This is a genomic window from Sphingopyxis chilensis, from assembly GCF_035930445.1.
In the GTDB taxonomy this organism is placed as follows: domain Bacteria; phylum Pseudomonadota; class Alphaproteobacteria; order Sphingomonadales; family Sphingomonadaceae; genus Sphingopyxis; species Sphingopyxis chilensis.
In genome coordinates this window covers 2,200,666-2,225,762 of the sequence record NZ_CP142394.1, presented here as the reverse complement: position 1 = coordinate 2,225,762, position 25,097 = coordinate 2,200,666, and the positions used below count along the sequence as shown (strand labels likewise).

The window sequence follows — 25,097 nt, the reverse complement described above, 5'->3', positions numbered from 1 at the left end:
GGCGGTCGCTCACCACCCCGAAGCGGAAACAGCCGCCGTCGCGGGCTCGGTCAGTCGCAGGCGCGGTGCAGCTTGACCGCGAGCCAGGCGGAGATGAGGCACATCGCGGCGCTCATCAACAGCTGATCGACGACCCCGACCCCGGCGAAACCGAGCCCCATCGCGAGCAGCGAACCCGCGACCATCGCGCCCGAATTGACGATATTGTTCGCGGCGACGGTGCGTGCGGTCTGGTCCTTGGGAACCGTGGTGGTGAGGAAGGCATAAAGCGGCACGACGAACATGCCGCCGCTGATCGCGATGCCGAGCAGCGCGGCGAGCAGCGGGATGACGTCGGCGTGCCCGAGGAAGCCTTCGATCCCGTACATCACGCCCGACGGATCATGCTCCCAGTTGCGGCAAACCCAATAGAAGGCGAGAACGAAGACGCCCATGACGATGACGCTGGCGGGGCTGTAGCGCGCCGACACCTGCCCCTTGAGCAGTCGGTTGACCGCGACCGAGCCGATCGCGATGCCGATCGAGAAGATGGCGAGGAACAGGCTGGCGACGCTCTTGTCGGCATGGAGGATGTTCTTCACCAGCGGCGGGAACTGGATGAACAGCACCGCGCCGATCGTCCAGAAGAAGCTGATCGAAAGGATCGCGAGATAGAGGCGCGGAATGTGCATCGTGCCGCGGACGAGCGCGACCGACGAGCGGATGATGTGCCAGTCGATCCCCGTTTCCTCATGTTCGGGCGGCGCGGGCGGTACCTTGCGACCGGTCCAATAGCCGAGGCCAGCCACCAGCACGACGCCGAGCGCCGCCCATTCGACGTCGATCACGCCGGCGAGGATCGTGCCCGCGAGGATCGCGATATAGGTGCCCGCCTCGACGAGCCCGGTGCCGGCGAGCACCTCGTCGCTTTCGAGGTGCTGCGGCAGGATCGCATATTTGATCGGGCCGAAGAAGGTCGAGTGGATGCCCATCGCGAAGAGCGCGAGCATCATCAGCGGGATCGCGATCAGGTGGACTGCAAAGCCCATCCAGGCAAGGACGAGACCGAGCCCGCCGACGAACATGATGAGGATTTCGCAGAATTTGACGATGCGGATGATCCGCGCCTTGTCGCGCGTATCGGCGAGCTGGCCCGCGAGCGCCGAAAGCAGGAAGAAGGGCAGGATGAACAGCCCCGTCGCGACCGCGCTGAACAGCGTTTCGGACGCCTCGTCGTTGAAAACGCCATAGACGACGAACAGCACCATCGCGTTCTTGAACAGATTGTCGTTGAACGCGCCGAGGAGCTGGGTGACGAAAAGAGGCAGGAACCGGCGTTGCTTCAATAGCGCAAAGGAGCCGGTCATGCGTGGTCCAATCTCTTCAAACTTGTTCGGTCACCACGCAAATCGCGGGCAATTTGGTTGTCGCCCGGGGGACTTATCGGCTAGGGCGGATACGGTCAAAGGTCATTTTGGACCGCTTATATCGACGGGGATCATGCTCAGCCTTCCCAACATCCTGACCCTTTCGCGGATCCTGGCGGTTCCCATCCTGCTTTTCCTGCTGTGGCCGGGGGTGGTCGAGGGATCGCACCAGCCCAAGCCGATCGACTATGCGCTCGCCTTCGGTCTTTACTGCCTGATGGGCATTACCGACTATTTTGACGGCTATGTTGCACGCTCGCGCGGGATCGTGTCGCGGCTGGGCGCCTTTCTCGATCCGATCGCCGACAAGATCATGATCGCGGCGGTCATTCTGTTGCTCGTCTTCACGCGCGACATTGCGGGTTATCACGTCATTGCGGCGCTGATGATCCTGCTGCGCGAGATCATCGTGTCGGGGCTGCGCGAATTCCTGGCGACGCTGCAGGTGTCGATGCCGGTGACGCAGCTCGCGAAGTGGAAGACGACCTTTCAGCTCGTCGCATTCGGCGCGCTGATCCTGGCGGGCGCCTTGCCCGCGATGGTCTGGATCAAGAGCGTCGGGCTCGTCTCGCTGTGGGGCGCCGCGGTGCTGACGCTGATCACCGGCTGGGATTATCTGCGCGTCGGCCTGAAGCATATGGATTGAGGCCGGGCCGATGGCGCTGAACATAGCCTATTTTTCGTGGGTCCGCGAACGGATGGGGGTGGCCGATGAAGTGGTCGACGTGCCGGCGGGCATCGGCGACGTCGGCGCGCTGATCGGATGGCTGGCCGCGCGCGACGAGCGCGGCGCGCTGGCGTTTGCCGAGCCGCACCGCATCCGCGCCGCGATCGACGGCGTAATGATCGGCGCCGACGCTCCGCTGTTGGACGCGCGCGAGGTGGCACTGTTTCCGCCGGTCACCGGCGGATGATCCGCGTGTCCGTGCAATCGGCGCCAATCGATGTGTCCGCCGAATTCGATGTGCACGATGCGGGGGAGCATGGCGCGAGCGCGAGTTTTGTCGGCCGGGTCCGCGGCGGCGACGGGCTGACCGAGCTGTTCCTCGAGCATCATCCGCACATGACCGAAGCGGGGCTCGCCGCGCTCGCTCACGCAGCGTCCGATCGCTGGAAACTGTCGGCACTGACGCTGATCCACCGCGTCGGCGCGATGGCGTCGGGCGAGACGATCGTGCTCGTGCTCGCCAGCAGCCCGCATCGCGCCGAGGCGCTCGCGGCGGTCGAGTTTCTGATCGACCGGCTGAAGACCGACGTGATGCTGTGGAAGCGCGAGAGCTTTGCCGACGGGCGCGTTCGGTGGGTCGAGGAGCGTGATACGGATCAGACGCGGGCGGAGCGGTGGGATTGACTGATCGGGCGAAAGCGGACGGCCGATATGGGGTGGGAAGCGGCCGTCTCTACATGTCCAGATTGAAGGCTCTACGAATGGCGTCACCTTCTTGAAACATGAGCCCCGTCACGATTTTTGACCCACCGCTGAGGGTGGCTCCGCTCGCAGCCCTATCCACTTTAAAATGCATGCCGACTGCTAATACCGGGGGCCATAATCCTGTGCCGCAATTGTAATCAGGGCGGGGTCGATTTGGGCCAGCTTCGAAAGCCCCCATGGAATACACTGCGGGGAAAAATGGATGGAACATATAGCCACTAAAATCCCCGATTATCTTTGGATAGCGATCATGAAGAGGGGCCAGAGGCGCCGCGCCCCCCCAATATTTCCCCCTCCCGTCCAGACGATAGATGGCTTGAATGCCGGAAATACAATGCTCGCTAAAAAATTCGTCTAAGGTGTCTTCGTTCCAGTGACGGCGCAACGCTTCAAATTTTTCAATCATTCGCTCGTTGTCTCGTTTTGTCGATGAGAACATCAGCGTCACCTGCGTGCATGCCTCAGCGCGAGTTTGGACTGCTGATGCGGCTACAAGGCCCGTCGTTAATGCGATCGCTTCTCTACGATCAATCGCCATCGTATTCCTCTCCTATCCATTGCTCTGCCAGTGGAATATTGCTGCCTTCGTCAACGTCGGCAACCGGTCGTTTCCTGCCGATGAAACGGACGGTTAATTCGCCTGATGCTTCCTGAAAATGTCCGCGAGCATGCGGAACTCCTCGGCGCGCGGGCTGCCCTTGCGCCAGACGAGCGCGATCGTGCGCCAGTCGTGCTCCGAATCGAGCGGGCGCGTATCGATGTCGGTGTGATCGAGGATGCCCGCCTCGATCGCCATTTGCGGCAGCATCGTGATGCCGAGGCCGTTATCGACCATCTGCACGAGCGTGTGGAGCGACGTGCCCATCATGCGTGCGCCCGCGCGCAGCTCGGGGCGGTTGCACGCGGCGAGGACATGGTCCTTCAGGCAATGCCCGTCTTCGAGCATCAGCATCTGCGCGGGGTCGAGCTGGTCGGCGCTGACCATCGCGGGCAGGTCTTCGCTCTGGTCGCCGGGAAAGGCGACGAACAGCGCGTCATCGAACAATTTCTCGCTCTCGACATCGCCGCACGCATAGGGGAGCGCGAGCAGCACGCAATCGACGGTGCCGTGGTGCAGCGACTCGCACGCCTGCGCGCTCGGTTCTTCGCGCAGGAACAGCTTCAGCGCGGGGCGTTCCTTGCGAAGGCGCGGAAGCAGGCCTGGGAGGAGAAAGGGCGCGATCGTCGGGATGACGCTCATCCGCAGCTCGCCGACGAGCGGAGCCGAGGCGGCGGCCGCCATATCGGCGAGTTCCTCGGCCTCGCGGAGCACGCGGTGCGCCTTTTCGACAATGGCGTTGCCGAGCACGGTGAAGCGGACGACGCGGCGGGTGCGCTCGACGAGCGTCTGGCCGAGCAGGGTTTCGAGCTCGCGAATGCCGGCGGACAAGGTCGACTGGGTGACGTTGCAGGCGTCGGCGGCGCGGCCGAAATGCCCATGCTCGTGGAGCGCGACGAGATATTGCATCTGCTTCAGCGAGGGGAGGTAATTTTGCATTGATCGAATGTAGCAATCATTCGAGCAATTTCGAGAGGGCCTTTCGATTATAATTCGTAACCATTATGGCGGCGTTTGTTGGCGCGCCGAAGGCGCCGTGATAGCGAGGGGGCGGTAACGGGGGAGATGCGTATGGCGGTTTCGCGGTTCCTGATCGGCGGCGTTGCGAGCGCGCTGCTCCTCACCGGCGGGCTGTTCATGTGGAAGGGCTATACGCAGGTCGCCGAAGTGGAGGTGCTGCCGGACCCGCCCCCGGCCTTGCCCGCCATTCCCGTGGCGGCGGCGAATGCGCCGAAACGGGGCCCCGCGCCGCCCGCGCTGCCCGCCGCAAAGGAAGCTTCGCGCGAGGAGCGGCGGTTCAACCGCTTCGACCGCGACCGCAATGACAGGATCAGCCGCGTCGAGCTGATGTCGTCGCGCACCGCGGCGTTTCGCAAGCTCGACCGGGACGGCAATAATCTGCTGACTTTCGAGGAATGGGCGGTGGCGACCGGCGATCGCTTCGCCGGAGCCGATAACGACAAGTCGGGCGATTTGACCCGCGCCGAGTTCGCGACGACGGCGCCGAAGCGGTCGGTGAAAGCGAAGTGCAGCTGTTGATCCGAGGTTGGTGATCTCCGGCGAAAGCCGGGGCCCATGGGTATGAAACCAGGCTTTCGCCGGGGATCACATCGGGTCAGGCTGCCACACCTTCGGCCTGCTTGATCCACTCCGCGAGCTTCGTCCCGGCGCGCTGCGTATAACCGAGCTTCCGATCCTTCTTGCGGACATCTTCCGCCAGCGGTGGGAAGAGGCCGAAATTGACGTTCATCGGCTGGTAGGATGCGGCGTCGGCGCCGCCGGTGATGTGGCCGAGCAGCGCGCCCAGAGCGGTTTCGGGCGGTGGCGGGAGCAAGCTCCGGCCGCCCAGCTCTGCGGCGGCAAAGCGCGCGGCGACGAGGCCGATCGCGGCGCTTTCGACATAGCCTTCGCAGCCGGTGATCTGACCCGCAAAGCGGATATGCGGCGCCGATTTGAGGCGAAGCTGATCGTCGAGCAGCTCGGGTGAACGGATGAAGCTGTTGCGATGGAGGCCGCCGAGGCGCGCGAATTCGGCCTTTTCGAGCCCCGGAATGGTGCGGAACAGCTCGACTTGCGCCGAATGTTTGAGCTTGGTCTGGAATCCGACCATGTTCCAGAGCGTGCCGAGCGCATTATCCTGCCGCAGCTGGACGACCGCATAGGGCCAGCGTCCGGTGCGCGGATTGTCGAGCCCGACGCCCTTCATCGGACCGAAGCGCAGCGTTTCGACGCCGCGCTCGGCCATCACCTCGATCGGCATGCAGCCCTCGAAATAGGGGGTGTCCTTTTCCCAGTCCTTGAAGTCGGTCTTGTCGCCGTCGATCAGCCCCTGGACGAAGGCGTAATACTGCTCCTTGTCCATCGGGCAGTTGATGTAATCCTTGCCGTCGCCGATCGGCCCGACCTTGTCCCAGCGGCTCGCCATCCAGGCGATATCCATGTCGACGCTGTCGCGATAAACGATCGGGGCGATCGCATCGAAAAAGGCGAGCGCGTCCTTTCCGGTCGCGACGCCGATGCTTTCCGCCAGCGATGCGGCGGTGAGCGGGCCGGTGGCAACGATGGTCGGGCCCTCGTTCGGCAGCGTGTCGATGCGTTCGCGGACGATGGTGACGTTGGGATGCTCCGCCAGCGCCCTGGTCACGCCGCCCGAGAAGAGGTCGCGGTCGACCGCGAGAGCCGATCCGGCGGGAACTTTCGTCGCGTCGGCTTCGCGCATGATGATCGAGCCCAGCTCCCGCATCTCGCGGTGGAGGAGACCGACCGCATTGCTGTCGCCGTCGTCGCTGCGAAAGCTGTTCGAGCAGACCATCTCGGCGAGCGTGTCGCCCTGATGCGCCGGGGTCATGTCGCCGCCGCCGCGCATTTCGGACAGGCGCACGCGATAGCCGGCCTCGGCGAGTTGCCATGTGGCTTCGGAACCCGCGAGGCCGCCGCCGATGATGTGAATGTCGTGCGTCATTTACCGTGTCCGTTGACTTGCCGTTCGTTCGGCGCGCACTAGTCCGGTTGGACGCAAGATGCAAAGGGGCGGCGGTTTATGACGGGGGAACGGGGCTGGGATCGCGCGCGCTGGCTTTGGCTGCTGGCGCTGGCCGGGGGCGTCAGTTTCATGCTCGCGGTGGTGCAGCGGCTCGACGGGCCGGCGATCTGGGCCTGGAAGACGACGGGGGTCGGTTTTCTGGCGCTGTGGGCTGCGGCGAACGCGCGCGAGAGGCGCGGCTGGCTGATCGCGGCGGCCCTCGCGTTCGGCGCGCTTGGCGATTATCTGCTCGATGCGAAGGGGCTTGTCGCGGGTGCGGCGGCCTTTGCGCTGGGGCATGTCGTCGCCATCGCCCTGTATATGATGAACCGGCGCACGCAGACGACGCCGTCGCAGCGCCTGCTCGGCTGGCTGACGATGCCCGCAACGCTCGCGATTGTCTGGGGCATGCTGAGCCCCGCGGCCGGCTGGTGGCACGCCGCCGTCTATTCGCTGTTCGTCGCGGCGATGGCGGCTGCGGCATGGACCAGCCGCTTTCCGCGCTATCGTACCGGCATCGGCGCGATGCTGTTTCTCGCGAGCGACCTGTTCATCTTCGCGGGCGAGGGCGGGGTGCTGGGCAAGGATGTCACCATGTGGCTCGTCTGGCCGCTCTATTTCGCGGGACAGGCGCTGATCGCGTGGGGCGTGGTGGGCACGCTCGCCAAGGAAGCGCGCGCCTGATCAGGAAGGCGGCGCGGCCTCGCCGACGAGCAACGCCTCGATATCGGGGATCGGGCGGTCGGTCATCTCCTTGACATGCTCGCCGACGAGGCGCGCGCCGACCTCCTTGTGCCAGAGCGGGCGAAGTTCGCCCATCGTGCGCGCGGGCGCGATCACCACAAGCGCGTCGAACTTGCCGGCGAGCGCCATCGCATTGACCTTTTCCGCCAGCTCGCGAGCGAAGCGATCCTCTTCCTGCTGGTGGAAATCGGGTTCCTCCATCGTGTCCTGAAAGCCCCCGGCACCGGCCGGACGGCTCGATCGGCCCGCGGCGTCGGTCTTGATGTCGCTATCCTTGCGATCCTCGCGCTCCCGGTGCGAGGCCGTGCGCAGGTCGATCTGTTGCTCGTCACCCTGATTGCGCAGGAACAGCGCCTTGCGGCCATCGGCGACGAGGACGAGGGTGTTGTTGGGGAGAGTCATGTTTCTTGCTCCTTCTTCGTGAGCAACGCGCGGGTCCGGTGCGAAGTTTCGCTATCCGTCCCACGCTGCGATCGTCGTGCGGTGGAGCAGGCGGTCGTGGCCGTCATAGCCGCCGGTCGCGCGATGAAGGACCGAGCGATTGTCCCACATCACGAGCATGTCGGGTTCCCAGACGTGCGTATAGCGAAACTCCTCGCGCCCCTGCCACTGGATGAGTTCGTAGAGCAAGGGCAGGGCTTCGTCGTCGTCGAGCCCGTCGAAACCGATGATGTAGCCCGCGCAGCCGAACAGGCCGAGGCGGCCGGTCTCGGGATGCGCGCGGATGAAGGGATGAAGCTGCGTTTCGAGCGCCTCGTCCCCCGAGCGGATATCCATGCTGCGATTCTTGTCTTTCGCGCCGTACATCCCCTGCGGCGCATAGCCTGCACGCGCGCTGTGGATCGCCTGCAACTCCTCGACGCGAGCGCGGAGATCGACGGGCATCGCGTCGAGCGCGGCGTGCTGATTCGAAAATTCGGTGTTGCCGCCCACGGCCGGGATGGTGATGCCGAAAAGGCACGTGCCCGCAGGCGGGCGGGCCTGAAAGCTCCAGTCGCTGTGCCAGTTTTCGGCGAAGAGCGGCGCGGTCTCGTGGGCTCCGCGCTTCACCGCGATGATGTGCTCGCGGCCCGGGATCGGCCGGATGAACGGATCATCGCCGAAGCCGCCGAAAGAAAAGGTGAAGCGCTCGAGGTCCTCGTCGTTCATTTTCTGGTTCGGAAAGGCGAGAACATGATGGTCGAGCCACGCCGAGCGAATTTCGGCGACGGTGCCGGGATCGAGCGGCCGCGTCAGGTCGACGCCGGTGACACGCGCGCCGCACGCCTGGCCGCTGGGAGTGATGGTGAGCGTCATGGCGCGATGCTGCGCCGATCGGCGCGCGGGGTCAATCGGGGGCGACGGAACGCCCCGAAAGATCGCCGAACCGATGCGCGCGGCACGCCGGGGTAACGGCAGTTCAGCGGGGCGCCATCTTTGCGGCCCTAATCTGATCCGCGGGGGACAAGACGGAGAAGACAGATGGTCCTGTTCAAGAAACTGGCGTTGGCGGCGTTGATCGGCGCCAGCACCGTAGCGGCATTGCCCGCCGAGGCGGAGGCGCGCGACCGGCACCACCGCCATGGCTATTATGGCGACCGCGGCGATTACCGCGATTACCGGCGCGACTATCGCCGCGACCATCGCCGCGATTACCGGCGCAACCATTATCGCGGGGACCGCCGCTATTATTGCCGGCGCGGCAGCGGAACCACCGGCCTGATCGTCGGGGGTGCCGCAGGCGCCCTGCTAGGCCGCGAGGTCGACCGTTATGGCGACCGCCTGCCCGGCACGATCATCGGCGGCGCCGCGGGCGCGCTGCTCGGCCGCGAGATCGATCGCGGCGGCCGCCGCTGCTGATCGGCGATGACCACCGCCGGCTGGCGTGCGCCGCAGGGACCCGAGGGGTCGTGGCGGCGCGCGCCAGCCGGTCGGGCGATTGCGGTATGCGAATAAGGCAGTAGAATGGCTCCCGGCGGAAAATAGTCCCGCCGTTCGTGTGGAGGCCGCTGATGAAATTCCCGGCAAAATTCGCGGTGGCGGCCGGCCTGGGCCTGTCGCTGGCCGTTATCGCGCCGCAGGGCATCGCCGCGCTCAAGCAAGGCGCGAAGGCGCCCGATTTTACGCTGAACGCCGCGCAGGGGGGCAAGCCGTTCAGCCTGTCGCTGAAGCAGACGCTGAAGAAGGGGCCGGTCGTGCTCTATTTCTTCCCCGCCGCCTTCACCCCCGGCTGCACGATGGAGGCGCATCTGTTCGCCGAGGCGAGCGACGATTTCAACAGGCTGGGCGCGCGCGTCGTCGGCGTGACCGCGGGCAATATCGAGCGCGTCGCCGAATTTTCGAAATCCGAATGCCGCGACAAATTCGCCGTCGCCGCCGACCCGGGCGCGAAGGTCGCGGCGAAATATGATTCGACGATGCAGCGCCCCGACGGGTCGATGTTGTCGAACCGGACATCCTATGTCATCGCGCCGAACGGGACGATCCTGCTCAGCTACACCGACAGCAAGCCGCAGGCGCATGTCGAAAAGACGATGGCGGCGGTGCGTGCGTGGAAGGCGCGGCGGCGCTGAGCGTCGCGATACGATCGGAAACGGCCCCTCTTTCATCTATTTGCCGTGTCCGCTTCCCACCCCAAGCCGGCATCTTGGCGGTTGATCGCGTCGATCTTGCATTTGGACTCGTCTGCCGCCATATGCGCCGCGGGAGTCGGGCGGACGCAGTCTTCGCCAACCCGGTCAGGTCCGGAAGGAAGCAGCCGCAACGAATTCGCTGCGGGTCGTTCCGGCTCCCACCCATTTCCCCCTTCGACAAGACAGCGACGCGCCCCTAAGACGGGGCCATGGATGATTCCGCCGACGACGATACCCCGATGCTGGGAATGGACTTGCCCGAGGTGACGCCGCAGGCATCGAGCGGCCCTTACCGCGTTCTCGCCCGCAAATATCGCCCGCAAACCTTCGCCGAACTGATCGGTCAGGATGCGATGGTCCGCACGCTCGGCAATGCGATCGCGCGCGACCGGCTGGCGCATGCTTTCCTGATGACCGGGGTGCGCGGGGTCGGCAAGACATCGACCGCGCGCCTGATCGCCAAGGCATTGAACTGTATCGGTCCCGACGGGCAGGGCGGGCCGACGATCGACCCGTGCGGGGTGTGCGAACCGTGCCGCGCGATCACCGAGGGGCGCCATATCGATGTGATCGAGATGGACGCCGCCTCGAACACCGGCGTCGACGATGTGCGCGAGATCATCGAGGCGGTGCGCTATGCCGCAGTGTCCGCGCGCTACAAGATCTACATCATCGACGAAGTGCATATGTTGTCGCGTAATGCCTTCAATGCGCTGCTGAAAACGCTCGAAGAACCGCCGCCGCACGTCAAATTCCTGTTCGCGACGACCGAGGTCAACAAGGTGCCGGTAACGGTGCTGTCGCGCTGCCAGCGCTTCGACCTTCGCCGCATCACCCCCGACATGCTGTTCGCGCATTTCAGCTCGATTTTGCAGAAAGAGGGCGTCGAGGCCGAGGCGCCCGCGATCTGGCTGATCGCCAATGCCGCCGAAGGCTCGGTGCGCGACGGCCTGTCGATTCTCGATCAGGCGATCGCGCACGCCGACCTCGACGGCGGCGGCAAGATCAGCGCCGATCAGGTGCGCGTCATGCTCGGCCTCTCCGACCGCAGTTCGATCGCGCAGTTGATGGCGACGATCCTCGATGGTGACGCGGGCGGCGCGATCGACTTGGCGCGGGCGCAATATGCGCTCGGGATCGAGCCCGTCGCGATGGTGCGCGGCCTCATGGACCTGACCCATGCGATCACGCTTGCCAAGGTATCGCGCCACGACGACCCCGCGCTCGCCGCATCGGATCGCGAACGCATCGGCGACTGGGCGCAGAAACTCGGTTTTGCGCCGTTGAACCGCCTCTGGCAGCTCTTGCTCAAGGGGCATGACGAGGTGCTGCGCGCGAACAACCCGCTCGAACATCTCGAAATGCTGCTGCTGCGCGTCATCTATGCCGCGTCGATGCCCGATCCGGGCGAGCTTGCGAAGCTGCTCGAAAAGGGTGGCCTGCCGACGACGCCGATGGTCGCTCCCGCAGCGCCCGCGGCGCAGGGCGACACCGCCGCCGCGCAGCCGGTCGACGCGCCAGCAGCCGAAACTCCCGCTTCGGCGCTGACGATCGCGCAGATCCATCAGCTTCTCGAAAGCTCGGGTAATCATCAGCTTGCGCTGCAAGTTTATGATCATCTCCAGCTTCTCGAACTCGAACCCGGCTTGATCGTTTATGCGCCGGCGCCCGCGCTCGACGGCGATTTTGCGCGCAAGCTGGGCGAGGTGCTGCTCAAGGAGACGGGAAGCCGCTGGCAGGTTCGCGTCGGCGAAGGCGATGCGCGCCCGAGTCTCGGGCAAATGAAGGCTGCGAAGCTCGCCGACAATGACGCGCGGATTCGCGAATTGCCCGTCGTAAAGGCCGCCCTGGCCGCTTTTCCCGATGCAAGGCTTGTCGAGGACGACGACAACCGCCATAGGTCGAACCCATGAAATCGATCGAAGAAATGATGAAGGCGGCGCAGGAGGCGGCCGCCACCGTGCAGGCTCAGATGCAGGAGGCGCAGGCGAAGCTCGACAGCGTCGAGGTCGAAGGCGTCTCGGGCGGCGGGCTCGTCAAGATCACCGCGACCGCCAAAGGCCGCATCAAGGCGATCCACATCGATGACAGCCTGATCGTTCCCGCCGACAAGCAGATGCTCGAGGATTTGCTTGCCGCCGCGTTCAACGACGCGCGCGAAAAGGCCGATGCCGCGAGCAACGAAGAAATGGGCAAGATGACAAGCGGCCTGCCGCTCCCCCCGGGTTTCAAGCTGCCGTTCTGAGCGGGCTTTGACCACGCTGTTCAGCGCAGCGACATTGAATGCGTGCGAAGTTACGCCATATTAGCGACGAACCACCTATAAGAAGGGCGGTGCGCCCGGTCGCGGGGCCCGTCCAGGAGCCGTAATGACGCAATCTTATCCCCTTCTTCCGCTGCGTGACATCGTCGTTTTCCCGCACATGATCGTGCCGCTGTTCGTCGGCCGCGACCGTTCGGTCGCCGCGCTCGAAGCCGCGATGGAAAGCGACAAGGAAATCTTCCTCGTCGCCCAGCTCGATCCGGGCGAAGACGATCCGCAGCGCGACGATCTCTACGACGTCGGCGTGATCGCGACGGTGCTTCAGCTGCTGAAGCTGCCCGACGGCACCGTCCGCGTGCTGGTCGAGGGCAAGGAGCGCGCGAAGCTGCTCGGCCTCGCCACCGAAGACAAGGCCGTGATGGCGAGCGTCAAGCCGATCGCCGACACCGCCGACGACAGCGTCGACACCGCCGCGCTGATGCGCTCCGTCGTCGACCAGTTCGAAAATTACGCCAAGCTCAACAAGAAGATGCCCGCCGAAACCGCGGTGCAGCTGTCGCAGATCGAGGACGCCTCGCGTCTCGCCGATTCGGTTGCGGGCAATCTCAACATCAAGGTCTCGGACAAGCAGGCCTTGCTCGTCGAGGATGCGCCGTCGAAGCGGCTCGAAATGGTTTTCGCCTTCATGGAGGGCGAGCTTGGCGTGCTGCAGGTCGAAAAGAAGATCCGCGGCCGCGTGAAGCGCCAGATGGAAAAGAGCCAGCGCGAATATTATCTCAACGAACAGTTGAAGGCGATCCAGCGCGAGCTCGGCAACGACAATGGCGAGGGCGGCGACGACCTCGCCGAGTTGCAGCTCAAGATCGACAGCCTCAAAATGTCGAAGGAAGCCAAGGCGAAGGCGCAGGCGGAGCTCAAGAAGCTGCGCGCGATGGCGCCGATGTCGGCCGAAGCCACCGTCGTGCGCAACTATCTCGACACGCTGATCGGCCTGCCGTGGGGCAAGAAGTCGAAGCTCAAAAAGGATATCGCCAAGGCGCAGGCTGTCCTCGACGACGACCATTATGCGCTCGAAAAGGTCAAGGACCGGATCGTCGAATATCTCGCCGTGCAGGCACGCACCAACAAGCTGAAGGGCCCGATCCTTTGCCTCGTCGGCCCTCCGGGCGTCGGCAAGACCTCGCTCGGCCGCAGCATCGCGAAGGCGACGGGCCGCGAATTCGTGCGCCAGTCGCTGGGCGGCGTGCGTGACGAGGCCGAAATCCGCGGCCACCGCCGTACCTACATTGGCTCGCTGCCGGGCAAGATCGTGACCAACCTCAAAAAGGCCGGCACGATGAACCCGCTGTTCCTGCTCGACGAAATCGACAAGCTTGGCCAGGATTTCCGCGGCGATCCCGCCTCGGCGCTGCTCGAGGTGCTCGACCCAGAACAGAATGGCAAGTTCCAGGATCATTATCTGGAGGTCGATGTCGATCTGTCGGACGTGATGTTCGTGACCACGGCCAACTCGCTCAACCTGCCGCAGCCGCTGCTCGACCGCATGGAGATCATCCGGCTCGAAGGCTATACCGAGGACGAGAAGGTCGAGATCGCCAAGCTTCACCTGATCGCCAAGCAGGTCGAGGCACACGGTCTGAAAGACGGCGAGTTCGAGCTGACCGAAGAGGGACTGCGCGACCTGATCCGCTATTACACCCGCGAAGCGGGCGTTCGTACGCTCGAGCGCGAGATTGCGCGGCTGGCGCGCAAGGCGCTGCGCCGTATCCTCGAAGGCAAGGCGACCAGCGTCACTGTTACGCCGGAAAACCTCTCTGAATTCGCGGGCGTGCGCAAGTTCCGCCACGGCATGGGCGACCTCGAGGATCAGGTCGGTGCTGTCACCGGGCTCGCGTGGACCGAGGTCGGCGGCGAATTGCTGACGATCGAGGCGGTTACCGCGTCGGGCAAGGGCCAGGTTCGCACCACCGGCAAGCTCGGCGAAGTAATGACCGAGTCGGTTCAGGCGGCGCTGTCGTTCGTGAAGGCGCGCGCGCCCGCCTATGGCATCAAGCCCAGCTTGTTCGCGCGCAAGGACATCCACATCCATTTGCCCGAAGGCGCGGTGCCCAAGGACGGCCCGTCGGCGGGCGTCGGCATGGTCACAGCGATGATCTCGACGCTGACCGGGATCGCGGTCCGCCGCGATGTCGCGATGACCGGCGAAGTCACGCTGCGCGGGCGCGTGCTCGCGATCGGGGGCCTCAAGGAAAAGCTGCTCGCCGCGCTGCGCGGCGGCATCAAGACGGTGCTGATCCCCGAGGAAAATGAAAAGGACCTCGTTGAAATCCCGGCGAATATCACGAGCGGGCTGAAGATCATCCCCGTCAGCCATGTCGATCAGGTGCTGGCCGAGGCGCTGGTGTCGCCGGTCGTGCCCATCGAATGGACCGAGGCCGACGAGCTCGCCGCGTCGCCGCCGGTACACCCCGGAAGCGACCCCGAAACGGCGATTCGGCACTAAGGGGCCGCCGCTTGATGGCGTTTCACCCCAAATTCGTCGCAAAATCGATGTTTTGGGACGTTTTTCGCCCTTTTTTGCTTTGACAAGACAGGGGCAAACATCGTTAGTGGCGCGCCATGGCTTCGGGCCATGAGAATCATTCAACCATAATGCAGGGGTTCCTTAGGCATGAACAAACAAGACCTGATCGCCGCCGTCGCCGATTCGAGCGGCCTGACCAAGGGTGATGCCAGCAAGGCCGTGGAAGCCGTCTTCGACGCGATCACGGGTTCGCTGAAGAAGGGCGGCGAAGTCCGTCTCGTCGGCTTCGGCACCTTCGCGGTCAGCAAGCGCAAGGCATCGACCGGTCGCAACCCGCGCACCGGCGAAACGATGACCATCGCGGCGTCGAACCAGCCGAAGTTCAAGGCCGGCAAGGCCCTCAAGGACGCCGTCAACTAAGTTGGCCCGCGCCTTTTGGTAAAAACATCTCGGGCCGCGGCGCAAGCTGCGGCCCGATTTGTATTTGTGCGTGAAGATCGAGCAAATGCCCGTTGCAATCATCGCCGCAGCGGCTATGGACGTCCGGCTTTCGAAGCTTGGACCCCGGTTCAGGTCGGAACGGGCGCGTAGCTCAGCGGTAGAGCACACCCTTCACACGGGTGGGGTCACAGGTTCAATCCCTGTCGCGCCCACCATGGCCCCACGGGCCGTGGCGGAACCAATACCGGGGCTGACCCGCCCATTCATCGCCTATTCAATGCTTTCGCGTTAGAGAAACGGCCATGACCCGCACCCTGACCCTTTCGATGATCTCCGCCCTGCTCCTGTCGGCAGGGTCGCCCGCGATCGCCCGCGGCGATCGCGACCAGGACCATCTGCGTCAGGCGGCCGCACAGGGACAGGTGGTGCCGCTGGGCAAGCTGATCGCCGACATCCGTTCGCGCCCGCCCTATGACGACATGACCTATCTTGGCGGACCGCAGTTCGATGCCGGGCGGATGATCTACAAGCTCAAGTTCATGGACGGCAGCCAGGTCGTCGTCGTCTATGTCGATGCCCGCACCGGCCGGATCGTCGGCCGCAAACCCTGACAATTCCAGAGCCCGCACGTTTCGTCGCAACGAGATTTTGCGATGAACGTTCGGACTTGATACACAGTCGAAACATGCGGCCGTCCTGTTCGGTTTCGCAAAGGAAAGGCGCCTGAATGCGGATTTTGATTGTCGAGGACGAACCCACGCTGGGCCCGCAGCTCAAGGCGACGCTGGAGGGGGCGGGTTATGCCGTCGATCTCGCGACCGATGGCGAGGACGGGCATTTCCTGGGTTCGACCGAAACCTATGACGCGGCGATCCTCGATCTCGGCCTCCCCGAAATCGACGGGCTGACCGTGCTCGACCGCTGGCGCCGCGAAAAGCGGAATTTTCCGGTGCTCGTCCTGACCGCGCGCGACAGCTGGTCCGACAAGGTGGCCGGGCTGGATGCGGGTGCCGACGACTATCTGGCAAAGCCCTTCCAGACCGAGGAATTGATCGCGCGGCTGCGCGCGCTGATCCGCCGCGCTTCGGGCAACGCGTCGAGCGAGTTGATCGCGGGCGACGTTCGCCTCGACACGCGGTCGGGCCGCGTCACGCTCGCCGGAGAGCCGGTGAAGCTGACCGCGCAGGAATATAAATTGCTGTCCTATCTGCTCCACCACAAGGGCAAGGTCGTGTCGCGCACCGAACTGATCGAGCATATCTACGATCAGGATTTCGACCGCGATTCGAATACGATCGAGGTGTTCGTCACGCGCATTCGCAAAAAGCTTGGCGCCGATATCATCACGACGATCCGCGGGCTGGGCTACCAACTCGACGATCCGCAATAGACCATGTCAAAGGCCGACGTCGCCCCGGCGGTCGAAACCGGCCCGGACGCGGCAACCAAGCCCCTAGCCACGTCGAAACGGATCACGGGCTCGCTGGCGCGGCGCATGATCGCGATTGCGGCGCTCTGGATTTCGGTGCTGCTGATCGGCGGCGGTTTTGCGCTCGATCAGGTGCTGAAGACCGCGATCACGCGCAATTTCGATTCGGGCCTCGAATATGTGCTGATCGCGATGATCCGCTCGTCGGAGATCGGGCCCGACGGGGAGGTGCGGCTGATCGAGCCGCTCGGCGACCAGCGTTTCCTCGAACCGTACAGCGGCCTCTATTGGCAGATCAGCGGCGGCAACCAGGAACCCTATCGCTCGCGTTCGCTGTGGGAACGGACGCTGAAGGCGCCGGCGCCGCATATTGATAACCAGATCCACACCTATGACAGCAACCAGTTTCCCGACGAGGAATTGCGGGTGCTCGAACGCAATGTCATCCTGCCGGGAAGCAGGACCAACTGGCGGTACCAGATCGCGCAGTCGCGCGAGGCGCTCGATGCACAGGTCAGCGCGGTCCGGCAGACGCTGATCCCCAGCCTCGCGCTGCTCGGGCTCGGCCTCATCATCCTCGCGGCGCTCCAGACCTTCTACGGCCTCTGGCCGCTGCGCCATATCCGCCGCGCGATCGCGGCGATGCGCGGCGGGCAGAACCGCCGGGTCGATGCGCCCCTGCCGCTTGAGGTGCAGCCCATGGTCGACGAACTCAACGCGCTGCTCGCGCATAACGAGAAACAGGCCGAGGAGGCGCGGCTTCACGCAGGCAACCTCGCCCACGCGCTGAAGACGCCGCTCACCGTCCTCGTCAACAGCGCAACCAGTTCGAATAGCGAGCTTGCCGAAACGGTGCGGCGTGAGGCGGCGACGATGCAGCGGCAGGTCGACCATCACCTTGCGCGCGCGCGCGCCGTCGGACGACGCGGCGCGGCGCAGGCGCGCGCGGTGGTGCGCGACAGCGTCGAAAGCGTCTCGCGCGCGGTCGCCGCGCTCTACCCCGACGTGCGGCTCGATGCCGCGGGTGACAAGGACCTCATCGCGCGCGTCGAGCGGCAGGACCTCGACGAACTCATCGGCAATCTGCTCGAAAATGCCGCGAAATATGGCGGCGGCAGCATCTTCGTCACGATCGGGCGCGCAGGCGATATGGCCGAGATACTGGTCGAGGACGATGGCGCCGGCATCTCGCCCGCCGACCGGTCGCGAATCTTCGACCGCGGCGTGCGGCTCGACAGCGGCAAGCCCGGCACCGGACTCGGACTTGCGATCGTGCGCGACGTCGCGGAGATTTACGGTGGCAATATTGTGCTGGAAGAGAGCGAGGATCTGGGCGGATTGCTCGTCCGGCTGCGGCTACCGGCGGGGTAGGGGCCGGTTGCTTTGGGGTGGGGAGCGGACGGTGCGTAACTCACCTTCGTCACCCCGGACTTGATCCGGGGTCAACAGCTACCGTTGCGTCCATGGATCCCGGATCAAGTCCGGGATGACGATGATAGATCGGGCAGCCTTAGGTCGAAACCCGACGTCAGGCCGCCGTCACGTCCAATCCGCGCTGCACGCCTGACCGTGCGAGCCCCGCATCCAGCCAGCGCTGGACATGCGCAAAGCGATCGAACCCGACGATCTCGCGTGCTTCGTAAAAACCGATCAGGTTGCGAACCCAGCCGAGCAGGGAGATGTCGGCGATGCTGTAATCATCGCCCATGATCCATGCCCGGTCCTCGAGCCGCGCGTCGAGCACGCCGAGCAACCGCGCCGATTCGGCCGCGTAGCGGTCGCGCGGGCGCTTGTCCTCATATTCACGGCCGGCGAATTTGTGGAAGAAGCCGAGCTGGCCGAACATCGGGCCGACGCCGCCCATCTGCCACATCACCCACTGGATCGTCTCATAACGCATCGCGGGATCGGCCGAAAGGAACCGTCCGCTCTTGTCGGCGAGATAGATCAGGATCGCGCCCGATTCGAACAGGGCGAGCGGCTTTCCGCCGGGCCCCGCGGGGTCGTAGATCGCCGGGATCTTGCCGTTCGGATTGAGCGCGAGGAACGCCGGGTCATGGCTTTCGTTCGCCATGATATCGATCCGGTGCGGTTCATAGGGAAGGCCCGTCTCTTCGAGCATGATCCCCACCTTCACGCCGTTCGGCGTCGGCGCCGAAAAAAGCTGGAGCCGGTCCGGATGCTGTGCGGGCCAGCGCGCGAAGATCGGGTGATCGAGGGTCATGCGCTCTGCTCGCGCTTTGCCTGCTGGTGATGGCGGATCACCTCGTCGATGATGAAGCGCAGGAACTTCTCGGTGAAATCGGGGTCGAGGTCGGCGTCGCGGGCCAGCGCACGCAGCCGTTCGATCTGGCGCTCCTCGCGGCCGGGGTCGGCGGGGGGCAGGCCTTCGCGTGCCTTCAGTTCGCCGACCGCCTTGGTCACCTTGAACCGCTCGGCGAGCATATAGACGAGCGCCGCGTCGATATTGTCGATGCTCTGACGGTAACGGCTCAGCTGATCGTCCATGGGTACGCGGCTCCTCTTAGCTCCGGCACGCTTGGCACCGGCGGGGGGCGTCATGCAAGCCGAAAGTCGTTGCAAATTTGTGGCCCTCCAGCCAAGGGTCGCCCCGTCATGACTGCCGAAATCCACCAGCTGCACGGCGACCGTCCGCCCTCGCTCGACCCGATGATGGCGCTCGTCGCCGCCGACATGAACGAGGTGAATTCGGTCATTCTCGACCGGATGCAGTCCGAAGTGCCATTGATCCCCGAACTTGCGGGGCATCTGATCGCAGGCGGCGGCAAGCGGATGCGCCCGATGCTGACATTGGCGTGCGGCAAGCTGCTCGACTATCCGGGGCGGCGGCATTGCAAGCTCGCCGCAGCGGTCGAGTTCATCCACACTGCGACCCTGCTCCACGACGATGTCGTCGACAAGTCGGACCTGCGTCGCGGCCGCAAGACCGCGAACATGATCTGGGGCAACAGCGCCTCGGTGCTCGTCGGCGACTTCCTGTTCAGCCGCGCGTTCGAGGTGATGGTCGAGGACGGTTCGCTCAAGGTGCTCAAGATCCTGTCGCGCGCGTCGGCGGTGATCGCCGAGGGCGAGGTCAACCAGCTCTCGGCGCAGCGACGGATCGAGACGAGCGAGGATCAGTATCTCGCAATCATCAACGCGAAGACCGCCGAACTGTTCGCCGCCGCGTGCAAGATCGCCGCGGTGGTTGCCGAGCGCGACGAGGCGACCGAAGCCGCGCTCGACGCTTATGGGCGCAATCTCGGCATAGCCTTCCAGCTCGTCGACGATGCGATCGATTATGTTTCGGACGCCGAAACGATGGGGAAGGGCGTCGGCGACGATTTTCGCGACGGCAAGGTCACCTTGCCTGTCATCCTCGCATACGCCCGCGGCAGTGCCGAGGAACGTGAATTCTGGAAGCAGGCGATCGTCGGCCACCGGACCTCGGATGAAGATCTCGCCTACGCGACGTCGCTGCTCCACAAACATGATACGATCATCGACACGCTCGCACGCGCGCGTCATTATGGACAGCGCGCGGTTGACGCGATCGGCGGCTTCCGCGCCAGCCAGGCGAAATCGGCGCTGACCGAAGCGGTCGCATTCGCGGTCGCGCGCGCTTATTGAGCGTTCCGGGGACAGAAGCGATCCGATGACCGTTTCGCTGCCGATCGATGCCGTGCTGCCCGATATCATGGCGGCGCTGGTGCTCAAGCCCAACGCCGTCGTCGTCGCGCCGCCGGGCGCAGGCAAGACGACGCGTGTCGCCCCCGCGCTGCTCGACCAGCCTTGGTGCACGGGGGCGGTGTGGCTGCTCTCGCCGCGCCGCCTCGCGGCGCGCGGTGCGGCCGAACGGATCGCCGAGGAGATGGGCGAGGCGGTCGGCGGGCGCGTCGGCTATGCGACGCGGCTCGACAGCAAGCAGTCGGCGGCGACGCGGCTGCTGGTGATGACGCCGGGGCTCTTCCGCAACCGCATCCTCGCCGACCCGGAGCTTCAGGGCGTGTCGGCGGTCTTGTTCGACGAGGTCCACGAACGCAGTCTCGACGGCGATTTCGCGCTGGCGCTGGCGATCGACGCGCAGCAGGGGCTCCGCGACGACCTCCGCATCGTTGCCATGTCGGCAACGCTCGACGGCGCGCGTTTCGGGGCCTTGCTGGGCAATGCGCCGGTGGTGAAGAGCGAAGGCAAGATCTGGCCGCTCGATCTCCGCCATATCGGCCGGCGCGCCGAAGACCGGCTCGAAGCGTCGGTGCTCGCGGCGGTGCGGCAGGCGCTCGCCGACGAAGCCGAAGGCGACATCCTCGCCTTCCTGCCCGGCGCGGCCGACATCGAACGCGCGGCGACGGCGGTCGAGGACGCACGCCTGCCGCTCGCCCTCCATCGCCTCCACGGCCAGATCGATCCGGCGCTCCAGCGCAAGGCGCTCCTCCGCGATGAGGAGGGGCGGCGCAAGTTGATCCTCGCGACGAGCATCGCCGAAACCAGCCTGACGATCGACGGCGTGCGCATCGTCATCGACGCCGGCCTGTCGCGGCGCCCGCGCTTCGACAAGGCGGCCGGCATCGCCCGCCTCGTGACCGAACGCGCGAGCCAGGCGTCGGCGACGCAGCGCGCGGGCCGCGCGGCGCGGCAGGGGCCGGGCGTCGCCTATCGCCTGTGGGAAGCGGCGGCGACCGCGGGCATGCCGCCGTTCGATCCGCCCGAAATCCACGAGAATGACCTGATGCCGGTGGTGCTCGACTGCGCGAGCTGGGGGATCGTCGATCCGCGCCAATTGGGCTGGCTCGACCCGCCGTCACCCGCCGCGATTGCCGAAGCGAAGACGCGGTTGCAGGCGATCGGCGCGCTCGCCGACGATGGCCGGATCACCGCGCACGGCAAGGCACTCGCCGCGATCCCGCTGCCGGTGCCGCTCGCGCACATGCTGCTCGACGCGGCGCGTGCGGGCGAGGGCGAGATGGCCGGTCGGCTCGCGGTACTGCTCACCGAGCCCGGACTCGGCGGCCGCGGGGTCGATGTCGAGGCGCGGCTTGGGCGCTGGCGCGGGCAGCGCAATGAACGCTCGGAGGGCGCGTGGCGCCTTGCGCGGCGGTTCGCAACGATCGGCGAGAAACTGGCGTCGGGGGCGGGCGACATGCTGCCGCGCTCGATCGGCGGCTGGATCGCGACCGCATGGCCCGACCGCGTCGCGCGGCAGCGCGCGGGACAGCGCGGCGAATATCTGAGCGTCGGCGGCCGCGCCTATCGCATCGACCCGGTCGATCCGCTTGCGGGCAGCGAATGGCTCGCGATCGCCGATGCGCAGGGACATGCGGCGGGGGTGCGTATCCTATCCGCGGCGCCGATCGCGGGGGCCGAGGTCGAGGCGCTGTTCGCCGATCGCATCGTCCAGCATTCGGCGAGCAGCTATGACGCCGCGAACGACCGCGTCGATCATCGCCGCGAGCGGCGGCTCGGCGCGATCGCGCTGACGAGCGGGCAGGCGGGCCGCGGCGAAAATGCCGAGGACGATGTCGCGGTGCGGATGGAAGCGGTGCGGGGCAAGGGGCTCGGGCTGATCGGCTGGGGGCCGGTGTCGCAGGCGCTGCGCCAGCGGGCATCCTTCGCCGGGCTCGATGCGCTGTCCACCAGTGCGCTCGGCGATAGCCTCGAAATCTGGCTCGAACCGTTGCTCACCGGCTGCCGCGGACTGCGCGACATCGGCGACCGCAGGCTCGCCGACGCGCTGATGGGCCTGCTCGACTGGCCCGCCCGGAAATTGCTCGAAAAACATGCCCCCGCCGATTATGCGACCCCGGCGGGCAGCCGGCACCCGATCGACTATGGCGCCGATGGCGGGCCGACGGTCAGCGTGCGCGTGCAGGAACTTTTCGGGCTCGCGCGCCACCCGGCGGTCGGTGACCCGCCGGTGCCGCTGGTCCTTGCGCTCACCTCGCCCGCGCACCGGCCGATCCAGACGACGCGCGACATCGAATCCTTCTGGAGCGGGAGCTGGCACGATGTCGCGCGCGAGATGCGCGGGCGCTATCCCAAGCATAGCTGGCCCGACGATCCCGCGGCGGCGCGCCCGACCCTGCTCACCAAAGCGGCGCAGGCGCGGCGCGATGCGCAATAGGCCCCTTTTCGCGGACGCCGCTTGCCGCTAAGGCGGCGGCACAGGCCCCAGTTGACAGGACGACCCCGATGAAAGCGCGTATCTTCCAGAAGCCCAAGAATGCCATGCAGTCGGGCCGCGCCGGGACGCAGCGCTGGATGCTGGAATTCGCGCCTGCCGAAGCGCGCAAGGCCGACCCGCTGATGGGCTGGGCGGGTAGCGGCGATACGCAGCGCCAGCTGCGCCTGGGTTTTGCGAGCCGCGAAGCGGCGGTCGCTTATGCTCAAAAGAACGGGATCGAGGTCGAGGTCATGCCGACCCCCGAGCGCCGCCTGAAAATTCAGGCCTACGCCGACAATTTCCGCTAAGTTTTAGGCAAAAGCTCGTCATTACGACCCCGGCGAAAGACGGGGGAAGCAATCCAGGGCGGTTTAAGCTACTCTGGATTGCCGCGTCGCTGCGCTTCTCGCAATGACGGGATTGGTTACTCGGCGTCCGGCTGCAACAGCTTGTGCAGATGGACGACAACATATTTCATTTCGGCATCGTCGACCGTGCGCTGTGCGGCGCTGCGCCACGCCTTTTCGGCCGATTTATAGTCGGGATAGAGGCCGACGACATCGAGGTTGGCGAGGTCGACGAAATCGAGACCCTGCGGATCGCTGACGCGTCCGCCGAACACGAGGTGCAATTTGCTCATGGCTGCTTTCCTTGCGGGTTAGCGCGGGGAGGGGAGAATGGCGCGCGCCCTACCAGTGCTTTGCCCTAACGGCAAGTACAGCTCACTCCTCGTCCTTGCGAACGCCCTTGGGCAGCAGCGAACCGAGAAGGGCGCCGATCGCGACGGCCCCGGCGACGAGCGCGAGCGGCTGCTTTTCGGCTACGTCCTTCAGCTTGCTGTTCGCACGCTTGGCCTGAACCTTGCCCTTTTCATACGCTTCGCCGGCGGCTTCGCGCGCGATGCCGGCCTGTTCGCCAGCCTTTGCGGCGAATTCCTCGGTCGCAGCGCGGGCACGGCCATAGCCGTCCTGGATGCGTGCCTTCGCCGCTTCGGCGGTCAGGCGCGCGTTTTCGGCGGTTTTCTCCGCAAGTTCACTCGCTTTTGCACGCGTTTCGCGCGCGGTTTCACCGAACGGCTTCATCATCTTCCTCCACATTTTCGATGTCATTCTCGTCCGCAGGTTCATCGGCAGAGCGAAAATGATCGGCGACGTCTGTCGCCAGGTCCTGGATCTTCTTCACCAGGCGCGGCGCATGTTCCCTGATCGGCTCGCGCAGCATCCACGCGAGGCCCGCCGCGGCGGCGATCGCGATCGGCAGGCGGTTGTCGCGAAATTGCTGCTGCACCGCATGCGCGGCGTCATCGACCTTTTCGCCGATGCGATATTTGCCGCGATGGACGAGCGCGGCGGGTCGGAGCGCGGCTTTCGCGACGTCGAGCCGCCGGTACAGTTCGCCGCGCTGGAGCATCGAGCGTCGCGCCGCCGCGATCAGGCGATTACGCATCCGCGCCATCGTCGATCCCCTCATTGGTCAGGTCGCGACGGAGCGCGGTCCGAATGTCGCCATAGCTGCGATGGGCGCGCCAGCCGGCGAAGCCCGCCACGACCAGCAGAACGGCCACGACGATCAAGGTCGCGGCGAACGGCCCGACATGTGGTGCGAGCGCGAGGATTGCGCCAAAGGCGAGTGCCAGCATCGCGATGCCCAAGGCGCATGCGGCGATCGTGCCCCATGCTGCGGTCCATGTCGTTCCATGCAGCGCCAGTTCGCCGCGTGCCTCGAGCAGGGCAAGCTCTGCCTTCGCCGTGGCCGATAGATTGTCGACGACATCGCCGACAATCTTTTCCAGCGGAACGGGAGGCGGCGCAACGGGGCGTCCATCCGGCGCATAGCCGTGACTTATGCCGTCAAAGCGATGCTCATCGGGCGACGGGATGTTTGGATCGGAAGATGCCAAGGTCCTGTCAATCGTTGGAGTTGCCCTTGAGCATGCGGGCGAGCACGAAGCCGATCACCGTGGCAGCGCCGACGGCGATCGCAGGGTTCTTCTTGACCATGTCGCGGGTCGATGCGGCGAGCTCGTCGAGATCCTTCTTGTCGAGTGTGGTGGCGAGGCCGGCGACGGTCGAAGCCGCCGATCGGGCATAGTCGCCATATTGCTTGCCGAATTTGCTGTCGACGGTGCCGGCGCTGTCCTCGAGCAACTTGGCGAGGCTGCCGACGGCTTCGGCCGCCTTGTCCTTGCCCTTGGTCGCGGCGTCGCGCGCCTTAGTCGAGGCCTGGTTCTTGAGCGTCGTCGCTTCCTGCTTCAGCGACGCCGCCTTCTTGGAGGCTTCGGATTTGATGGTCTCGCGCGTCGCGGCGAGCTGGTCGCGGATCGGATGGTCCTTGGCGGCCTTCACGGTGGCGGGCTTGCGGGCGGGCGCGGCCTTGGTGGCTGCCGGCTTCGCGGGTGCCTTGGGACGGGGAGCTGCGGCTTTCTTCGTCGCGGGAGTAGCGGCTTTGGCCATCATTTAGTCCTCT

Annotated in this window: 30 protein-coding genes, 1 tRNA gene and 1 other RNA gene; 19 read left to right on the top strand and 13 right to left on the bottom strand. The window is 65.5% G+C overall.

Features of this window, described 5'->3' with window-relative positions; translation table 11 throughout:
* Positions 1–50 precede the first annotated feature (50 nt).
* Complete coding sequence (locus VSX79_RS10215) at positions 51–1,346, bottom strand: MFS transporter (protein ID WP_179495742.1); 1,296 nt, start codon at positions 1,344–1,346, stop codon at positions 51–53.
* 133 nt (positions 1,347–1,479) lie between these two features.
* Here VSX79_RS10215 and pgsA point away from each other — a divergent pair, with 133 nt between their 5' ends.
* Genes pgsA through VSX79_RS10200 form a run of 3 tightly spaced genes read left to right on the top strand, consistent with a single transcriptional unit; the run spans position 1,480 to position 2,757 of the window.
* Complete coding sequence (pgsA, locus tag VSX79_RS10210; protein WP_179495744.1) at positions 1,480–2,052, top strand: CDP-diacylglycerol--glycerol-3-phosphate 3-phosphatidyltransferase; 573 nt, start codon at positions 1,480–1,482, stop codon at positions 2,050–2,052.
* Positions 2,053–2,062: 10 nt separating this feature from the next.
* On the top strand, positions 2,063–2,320 hold the full coding sequence (locus VSX79_RS10205) for a MoaD/ThiS family protein (protein WP_179495746.1): 258 nt from the start codon (positions 2,063–2,065) through the stop codon (positions 2,318–2,320).
* Positions 2,317–2,757: a molybdenum cofactor biosynthesis protein MoaE gene (locus VSX79_RS10200; protein ID WP_179495748.1), complete on the top strand. Its 441-nt coding sequence runs from the start codon at positions 2,317–2,319 to the stop codon at positions 2,755–2,757. Before VSX79_RS10205 ends, VSX79_RS10200 begins: the two co-directional genes overlap by 4 nt.
* A gap of 49 nt (positions 2,758–2,806) precedes the next feature.
* Here the strand turns inward: VSX79_RS10200 and VSX79_RS10195 are convergent, their stop codons facing one another.
* Both VSX79_RS10195 and VSX79_RS10190 read right to left on the bottom strand, forming a co-directional pair.
* On the bottom strand, positions 2,807–3,376 hold the full coding sequence (locus tag VSX79_RS10195) for a hypothetical protein (protein ID WP_326913284.1): 570 nt from the start codon (positions 3,374–3,376) through the stop codon (positions 2,807–2,809).
* Positions 3,377–3,469: 93 nt separating this feature from the next.
* Entirely contained in the window at positions 3,470–4,375 is a 906-nt protein-coding gene (locus VSX79_RS10190) for a hydrogen peroxide-inducible genes activator (protein WP_179495752.1), read from the bottom strand.
* 132 nt (positions 4,376–4,507) lie between these two features.
* Here VSX79_RS10190 and VSX79_RS10185 point away from each other — a divergent pair, with 132 nt between their 5' ends.
* Entirely contained in the window at positions 4,508–4,975 is a 468-nt protein-coding gene (locus tag VSX79_RS10185) for an EF-hand domain-containing protein (protein WP_179495754.1), read from the top strand.
* A gap of 76 nt (positions 4,976–5,051) precedes the next feature.
* Here VSX79_RS10185 and trmFO read toward each other — a convergent pair whose 3' ends face one another.
* Positions 5,052–6,398 carry a methylenetetrahydrofolate--tRNA-(uracil(54)-C(5))-methyltransferase (FADH(2)-oxidizing) TrmFO gene (gene trmFO, locus VSX79_RS10180; RefSeq protein WP_179495757.1) on the bottom strand — a complete coding sequence of 449 codons (1,347 nt, stop codon included), beginning with the start codon at positions 6,396–6,398 and terminating at the stop codon, positions 5,052–5,054.
* A gap of 78 nt (positions 6,399–6,476) precedes the next feature.
* On the opposite strand from trmFO, the gene VSX79_RS10175 reads away from it, so the two are divergent.
* Positions 6,477–7,142 (top strand): lysoplasmalogenase family protein, encoded by a 666-nt coding sequence (locus VSX79_RS10175; RefSeq protein WP_326913283.1) that lies wholly within the window; start codon positions 6,477–6,479, stop codon positions 7,140–7,142.
* Here VSX79_RS10175 and VSX79_RS10170 read toward each other — a convergent pair whose 3' ends face one another.
* Both VSX79_RS10170 and VSX79_RS10165 read right to left on the bottom strand, forming a co-directional pair.
* Positions 7,143–7,604, bottom strand: a complete 462-nt coding sequence (locus VSX79_RS10170) for a host attachment family protein (RefSeq protein ID WP_179495760.1) — start codon at positions 7,602–7,604, stop codon at positions 7,143–7,145. It abuts the gene before it with no gap.
* A gap of 51 nt (positions 7,605–7,655) precedes the next feature.
* Complete coding sequence (locus VSX79_RS10165; RefSeq protein ID WP_326913282.1) at positions 7,656–8,498, bottom strand: TauD/TfdA dioxygenase family protein; 843 nt, start codon at positions 8,496–8,498, stop codon at positions 7,656–7,658.
* A 165-nt stretch (positions 8,499–8,663) separates the two neighbouring features.
* Between VSX79_RS10165 and VSX79_RS10160 the strand changes: the two genes are divergently transcribed.
* From VSX79_RS10160 to VSX79_RS10110, 11 genes are all read left to right on the top strand, one after another.
* On the top strand, positions 8,664–9,041 hold the full coding sequence (locus VSX79_RS10160) for a glycine zipper 2TM domain-containing protein (protein WP_179495765.1): 378 nt from the start codon (positions 8,664–8,666) through the stop codon (positions 9,039–9,041).
* A gap of 152 nt (positions 9,042–9,193) precedes the next feature.
* Entirely contained in the window at positions 9,194–9,754 is a 561-nt protein-coding gene (locus tag VSX79_RS10155; protein ID WP_179495767.1) for a peroxiredoxin, read from the top strand.
* Positions 9,755–9,882: 128 nt separating this feature from the next.
* Positions 9,883–9,980, top strand: an RNA gene (gene ffs / locus VSX79_RS10150) — signal recognition particle sRNA small type.
* 43 nt (positions 9,981–10,023) lie between these two features.
* Positions 10,024–11,727 (top strand): DNA polymerase III subunit gamma/tau, encoded by a 1,704-nt coding sequence (locus VSX79_RS10145; RefSeq protein ID WP_407697216.1) that lies wholly within the window; start codon positions 10,024–10,026, stop codon positions 11,725–11,727.
* Complete coding sequence (locus VSX79_RS10140; RefSeq protein WP_058803723.1) at positions 11,724–12,059, top strand: YbaB/EbfC family nucleoid-associated protein; 336 nt, start codon at positions 11,724–11,726, stop codon at positions 12,057–12,059. The genes VSX79_RS10145 and VSX79_RS10140 overlap by 4 nt, the downstream gene beginning before the upstream one ends.
* Before the next feature lie 124 nt (positions 12,060–12,183).
* Positions 12,184–14,580 carry an endopeptidase La gene (gene lon / locus VSX79_RS10135; protein WP_179495771.1) on the top strand — a complete coding sequence of 799 codons (2,397 nt, stop codon included), beginning with the start codon at positions 12,184–12,186 and terminating at the stop codon, positions 14,578–14,580.
* Positions 14,581–14,748: 168 nt separating this feature from the next.
* Positions 14,749–15,021: an HU family DNA-binding protein gene (locus tag VSX79_RS10130; RefSeq protein WP_037510426.1), complete on the top strand. Its 273-nt coding sequence runs from the start codon at positions 14,749–14,751 to the stop codon at positions 15,019–15,021.
* Positions 15,022–15,182: 161 nt separating this feature from the next.
* Positions 15,183–15,257: transfer RNA gene (locus tag VSX79_RS10125), tRNA-Val, on the top strand.
* 87 nt (positions 15,258–15,344) lie between these two features.
* A complete protein-coding gene (locus VSX79_RS10120; protein WP_179495773.1) occupies positions 15,345–15,653 on the top strand; it encodes a PepSY domain-containing protein in 309 nt (102 codons plus the stop codon).
* A gap of 116 nt (positions 15,654–15,769) precedes the next feature.
* Entirely contained in the window at positions 15,770–16,432 is a 663-nt protein-coding gene (locus tag VSX79_RS10115) for a response regulator transcription factor (RefSeq protein WP_037557905.1), read from the top strand.
* Positions 16,433–16,537: 105 nt separating this feature from the next.
* Positions 16,538–17,842 carry a sensor histidine kinase gene (locus VSX79_RS10110; RefSeq protein ID WP_179497330.1) on the top strand — a complete coding sequence of 435 codons (1,305 nt, stop codon included), beginning with the start codon at positions 16,538–16,540 and terminating at the stop codon, positions 17,840–17,842.
* A gap of 157 nt (positions 17,843–17,999) precedes the next feature.
* On the opposite strand, the gene VSX79_RS10105 is transcribed toward VSX79_RS10110, so the two are convergent.
* Positions 18,000–18,695, bottom strand: a complete 696-nt coding sequence (locus VSX79_RS10105; RefSeq protein ID WP_326913281.1) for a glutathione S-transferase N-terminal domain-containing protein — start codon at positions 18,693–18,695, stop codon at positions 18,000–18,002.
* The gene (locus VSX79_RS10100; protein WP_179495777.1) at positions 18,692–18,979 is read right to left on the bottom strand and encodes a chorismate mutase; all 288 of its coding nucleotides are present in this window, start codon (positions 18,977–18,979) and stop codon (positions 18,692–18,694) included. The genes VSX79_RS10105 and VSX79_RS10100 overlap by 4 nt, the downstream gene beginning before the upstream one ends.
* Before the next feature lie 108 nt (positions 18,980–19,087).
* Between VSX79_RS10100 and VSX79_RS10095 the strand changes: the two genes are divergently transcribed.
* From VSX79_RS10095 to VSX79_RS10085, 3 genes are all read left to right on the top strand, one after another.
* Positions 19,088–20,101 carry a polyprenyl synthetase family protein gene (locus VSX79_RS10095; RefSeq protein ID WP_179495779.1) on the top strand — a complete coding sequence of 338 codons (1,014 nt, stop codon included), beginning with the start codon at positions 19,088–19,090 and terminating at the stop codon, positions 20,099–20,101.
* 25 nt (positions 20,102–20,126) lie between these two features.
* Positions 20,127–22,592: an ATP-dependent helicase HrpB gene (hrpB, locus tag VSX79_RS10090; RefSeq protein WP_326913280.1), complete on the top strand. Its 2,466-nt coding sequence runs from the start codon at positions 20,127–20,129 to the stop codon at positions 22,590–22,592.
* Between the two features lie 68 nt (positions 22,593–22,660).
* On the top strand, positions 22,661–22,939 hold the full coding sequence (locus VSX79_RS10085; protein WP_179495783.1) for an ETC complex I subunit: 279 nt from the start codon (positions 22,661–22,663) through the stop codon (positions 22,937–22,939).
* Between the two features lie 116 nt (positions 22,940–23,055).
* Here VSX79_RS10085 and VSX79_RS10080 read toward each other — a convergent pair whose 3' ends face one another.
* From VSX79_RS10080 to VSX79_RS10060, 5 genes are all read right to left on the bottom strand, one after another.
* On the bottom strand, positions 23,056–23,271 hold the full coding sequence (locus VSX79_RS10080; RefSeq protein ID WP_168953058.1) for a DUF4170 domain-containing protein: 216 nt from the start codon (positions 23,269–23,271) through the stop codon (positions 23,056–23,058).
* Positions 23,272–23,353: 82 nt separating this feature from the next.
* The gene (locus tag VSX79_RS10075) at positions 23,354–23,713 is read right to left on the bottom strand and encodes a hypothetical protein (RefSeq protein WP_179497332.1); all 360 of its coding nucleotides are present in this window, start codon (positions 23,711–23,713) and stop codon (positions 23,354–23,356) included.
* Entirely contained in the window at positions 23,697–24,086 is a 390-nt protein-coding gene (locus VSX79_RS10070) for a hypothetical protein (protein ID WP_326913279.1), read from the bottom strand. The genes VSX79_RS10075 and VSX79_RS10070 overlap by 17 nt, the downstream gene beginning before the upstream one ends.
* Positions 24,070–24,531, bottom strand: coding sequence for a phage holin family protein (locus tag VSX79_RS10065; RefSeq protein WP_179495786.1), 462 nt, complete (start codon positions 24,529–24,531; stop codon positions 24,070–24,072). Before VSX79_RS10065 ends, VSX79_RS10070 begins: the two co-directional genes overlap by 17 nt.
* A gap of 7 nt (positions 24,532–24,538) precedes the next feature.
* Positions 24,539–25,087 (bottom strand): hypothetical protein, encoded by a 549-nt coding sequence (locus VSX79_RS10060; RefSeq protein WP_326913278.1) that lies wholly within the window; start codon positions 25,085–25,087, stop codon positions 24,539–24,541.
* Positions 25,088–25,097 lie beyond the last annotated feature (10 nt).

Excerpts from the sequence above, each read along its gene's own strand:
- VSX79_RS10215 (WP_179495742.1), bottom strand. The coding sequence starts at position 1,346 with ATGACCGGCTCCTTTGCGCTATTGAAGCAACGCCGGTTCCTGCCTCTT.
- pgsA (WP_179495744.1), top strand. The coding sequence starts at position 1,480 with ATGCTCAGCCTTCCCAACATCCTGACCCTTTCGCGGATCCTGGCGGTT.
- VSX79_RS10205 (WP_179495746.1), top strand. The coding sequence starts at position 2,063 with ATGGCGCTGAACATAGCCTATTTTTCGTGGGTCCGCGAACGGATGGGG.
- VSX79_RS10200 (WP_179495748.1), top strand. The coding sequence starts at position 2,317 with ATGATCCGCGTGTCCGTGCAATCGGCGCCAATCGATGTGTCCGCCGAA.
- VSX79_RS10195 (WP_326913284.1), bottom strand. The coding sequence starts at position 3,376 with ATGGCGATTGATCGTAGAGAAGCGATCGCATTAACGACGGGCCTTGTA.
- VSX79_RS10190 (WP_179495752.1), bottom strand. The coding sequence starts at position 4,375 with ATGCAAAATTACCTCCCCTCGCTGAAGCAGATGCAATATCTCGTCGCG.
- VSX79_RS10185 (WP_179495754.1), top strand. The coding sequence starts at position 4,508 with ATGGCGGTTTCGCGGTTCCTGATCGGCGGCGTTGCGAGCGCGCTGCTC.
- trmFO (WP_179495757.1), bottom strand. The coding sequence starts at position 6,398 with ATGACGCACGACATTCACATCATCGGCGGCGGCCTCGCGGGTTCCGAA.
- VSX79_RS10175 (WP_326913283.1), top strand. The coding sequence starts at position 6,477 with ATGACGGGGGAACGGGGCTGGGATCGCGCGCGCTGGCTTTGGCTGCTG.
- VSX79_RS10170 (WP_179495760.1), bottom strand. The coding sequence starts at position 7,604 with ATGACTCTCCCCAACAACACCCTCGTCCTCGTCGCCGATGGCCGCAAG.
- VSX79_RS10165 (WP_326913282.1), bottom strand. The coding sequence starts at position 8,498 with ATGACGCTCACCATCACTCCCAGCGGCCAGGCGTGCGGCGCGCGTGTC.
- VSX79_RS10160 (WP_179495765.1), top strand. The coding sequence starts at position 8,664 with ATGGTCCTGTTCAAGAAACTGGCGTTGGCGGCGTTGATCGGCGCCAGC.
- VSX79_RS10155 (WP_179495767.1), top strand. The coding sequence starts at position 9,194 with ATGAAATTCCCGGCAAAATTCGCGGTGGCGGCCGGCCTGGGCCTGTCG.
- VSX79_RS10145 (WP_407697216.1), top strand. The coding sequence starts at position 10,024 with ATGGATGATTCCGCCGACGACGATACCCCGATGCTGGGAATGGACTTG.
- VSX79_RS10140 (WP_058803723.1), top strand. The coding sequence starts at position 11,724 with ATGAAATCGATCGAAGAAATGATGAAGGCGGCGCAGGAGGCGGCCGCC.
- lon (WP_179495771.1), top strand. The coding sequence starts at position 12,184 with ATGACGCAATCTTATCCCCTTCTTCCGCTGCGTGACATCGTCGTTTTC.
- VSX79_RS10130 (WP_037510426.1), top strand. The coding sequence starts at position 14,749 with ATGAACAAACAAGACCTGATCGCCGCCGTCGCCGATTCGAGCGGCCTG.
- VSX79_RS10120 (WP_179495773.1), top strand. The coding sequence starts at position 15,345 with ATGACCCGCACCCTGACCCTTTCGATGATCTCCGCCCTGCTCCTGTCG.
- VSX79_RS10115 (WP_037557905.1), top strand. The coding sequence starts at position 15,770 with ATGCGGATTTTGATTGTCGAGGACGAACCCACGCTGGGCCCGCAGCTC.
- VSX79_RS10110 (WP_179497330.1), top strand. The coding sequence starts at position 16,538 with ATGATCGCGATTGCGGCGCTCTGGATTTCGGTGCTGCTGATCGGCGGC.
- VSX79_RS10105 (WP_326913281.1), bottom strand. The coding sequence starts at position 18,695 with ATGACCCTCGATCACCCGATCTTCGCGCGCTGGCCCGCACAGCATCCG.
- VSX79_RS10100 (WP_179495777.1), bottom strand. The coding sequence starts at position 18,979 with ATGGACGATCAGCTGAGCCGTTACCGTCAGAGCATCGACAATATCGAC.
- VSX79_RS10095 (WP_179495779.1), top strand. The coding sequence starts at position 19,088 with ATGACTGCCGAAATCCACCAGCTGCACGGCGACCGTCCGCCCTCGCTC.
- hrpB (WP_326913280.1), top strand. The coding sequence starts at position 20,127 with ATGACCGTTTCGCTGCCGATCGATGCCGTGCTGCCCGATATCATGGCG.
- VSX79_RS10085 (WP_179495783.1), top strand. The coding sequence starts at position 22,661 with ATGAAAGCGCGTATCTTCCAGAAGCCCAAGAATGCCATGCAGTCGGGC.
- VSX79_RS10080 (WP_168953058.1), bottom strand. The coding sequence starts at position 23,271 with ATGAGCAAATTGCACCTCGTGTTCGGCGGACGCGTCAGCGATCCGCAG.
- VSX79_RS10075 (WP_179497332.1), bottom strand. The coding sequence starts at position 23,713 with ATGAAGCCGTTCGGTGAAACCGCGCGCGAAACGCGTGCAAAAGCGAGT.
- VSX79_RS10070 (WP_326913279.1), bottom strand. The coding sequence starts at position 24,086 with ATGGCGCGGATGCGTAATCGCCTGATCGCGGCGGCGCGACGCTCGATG.
- VSX79_RS10060 (WP_326913278.1), bottom strand. The coding sequence starts at position 25,087 with ATGATGGCCAAAGCCGCTACTCCCGCGACGAAGAAAGCCGCAGCTCCC.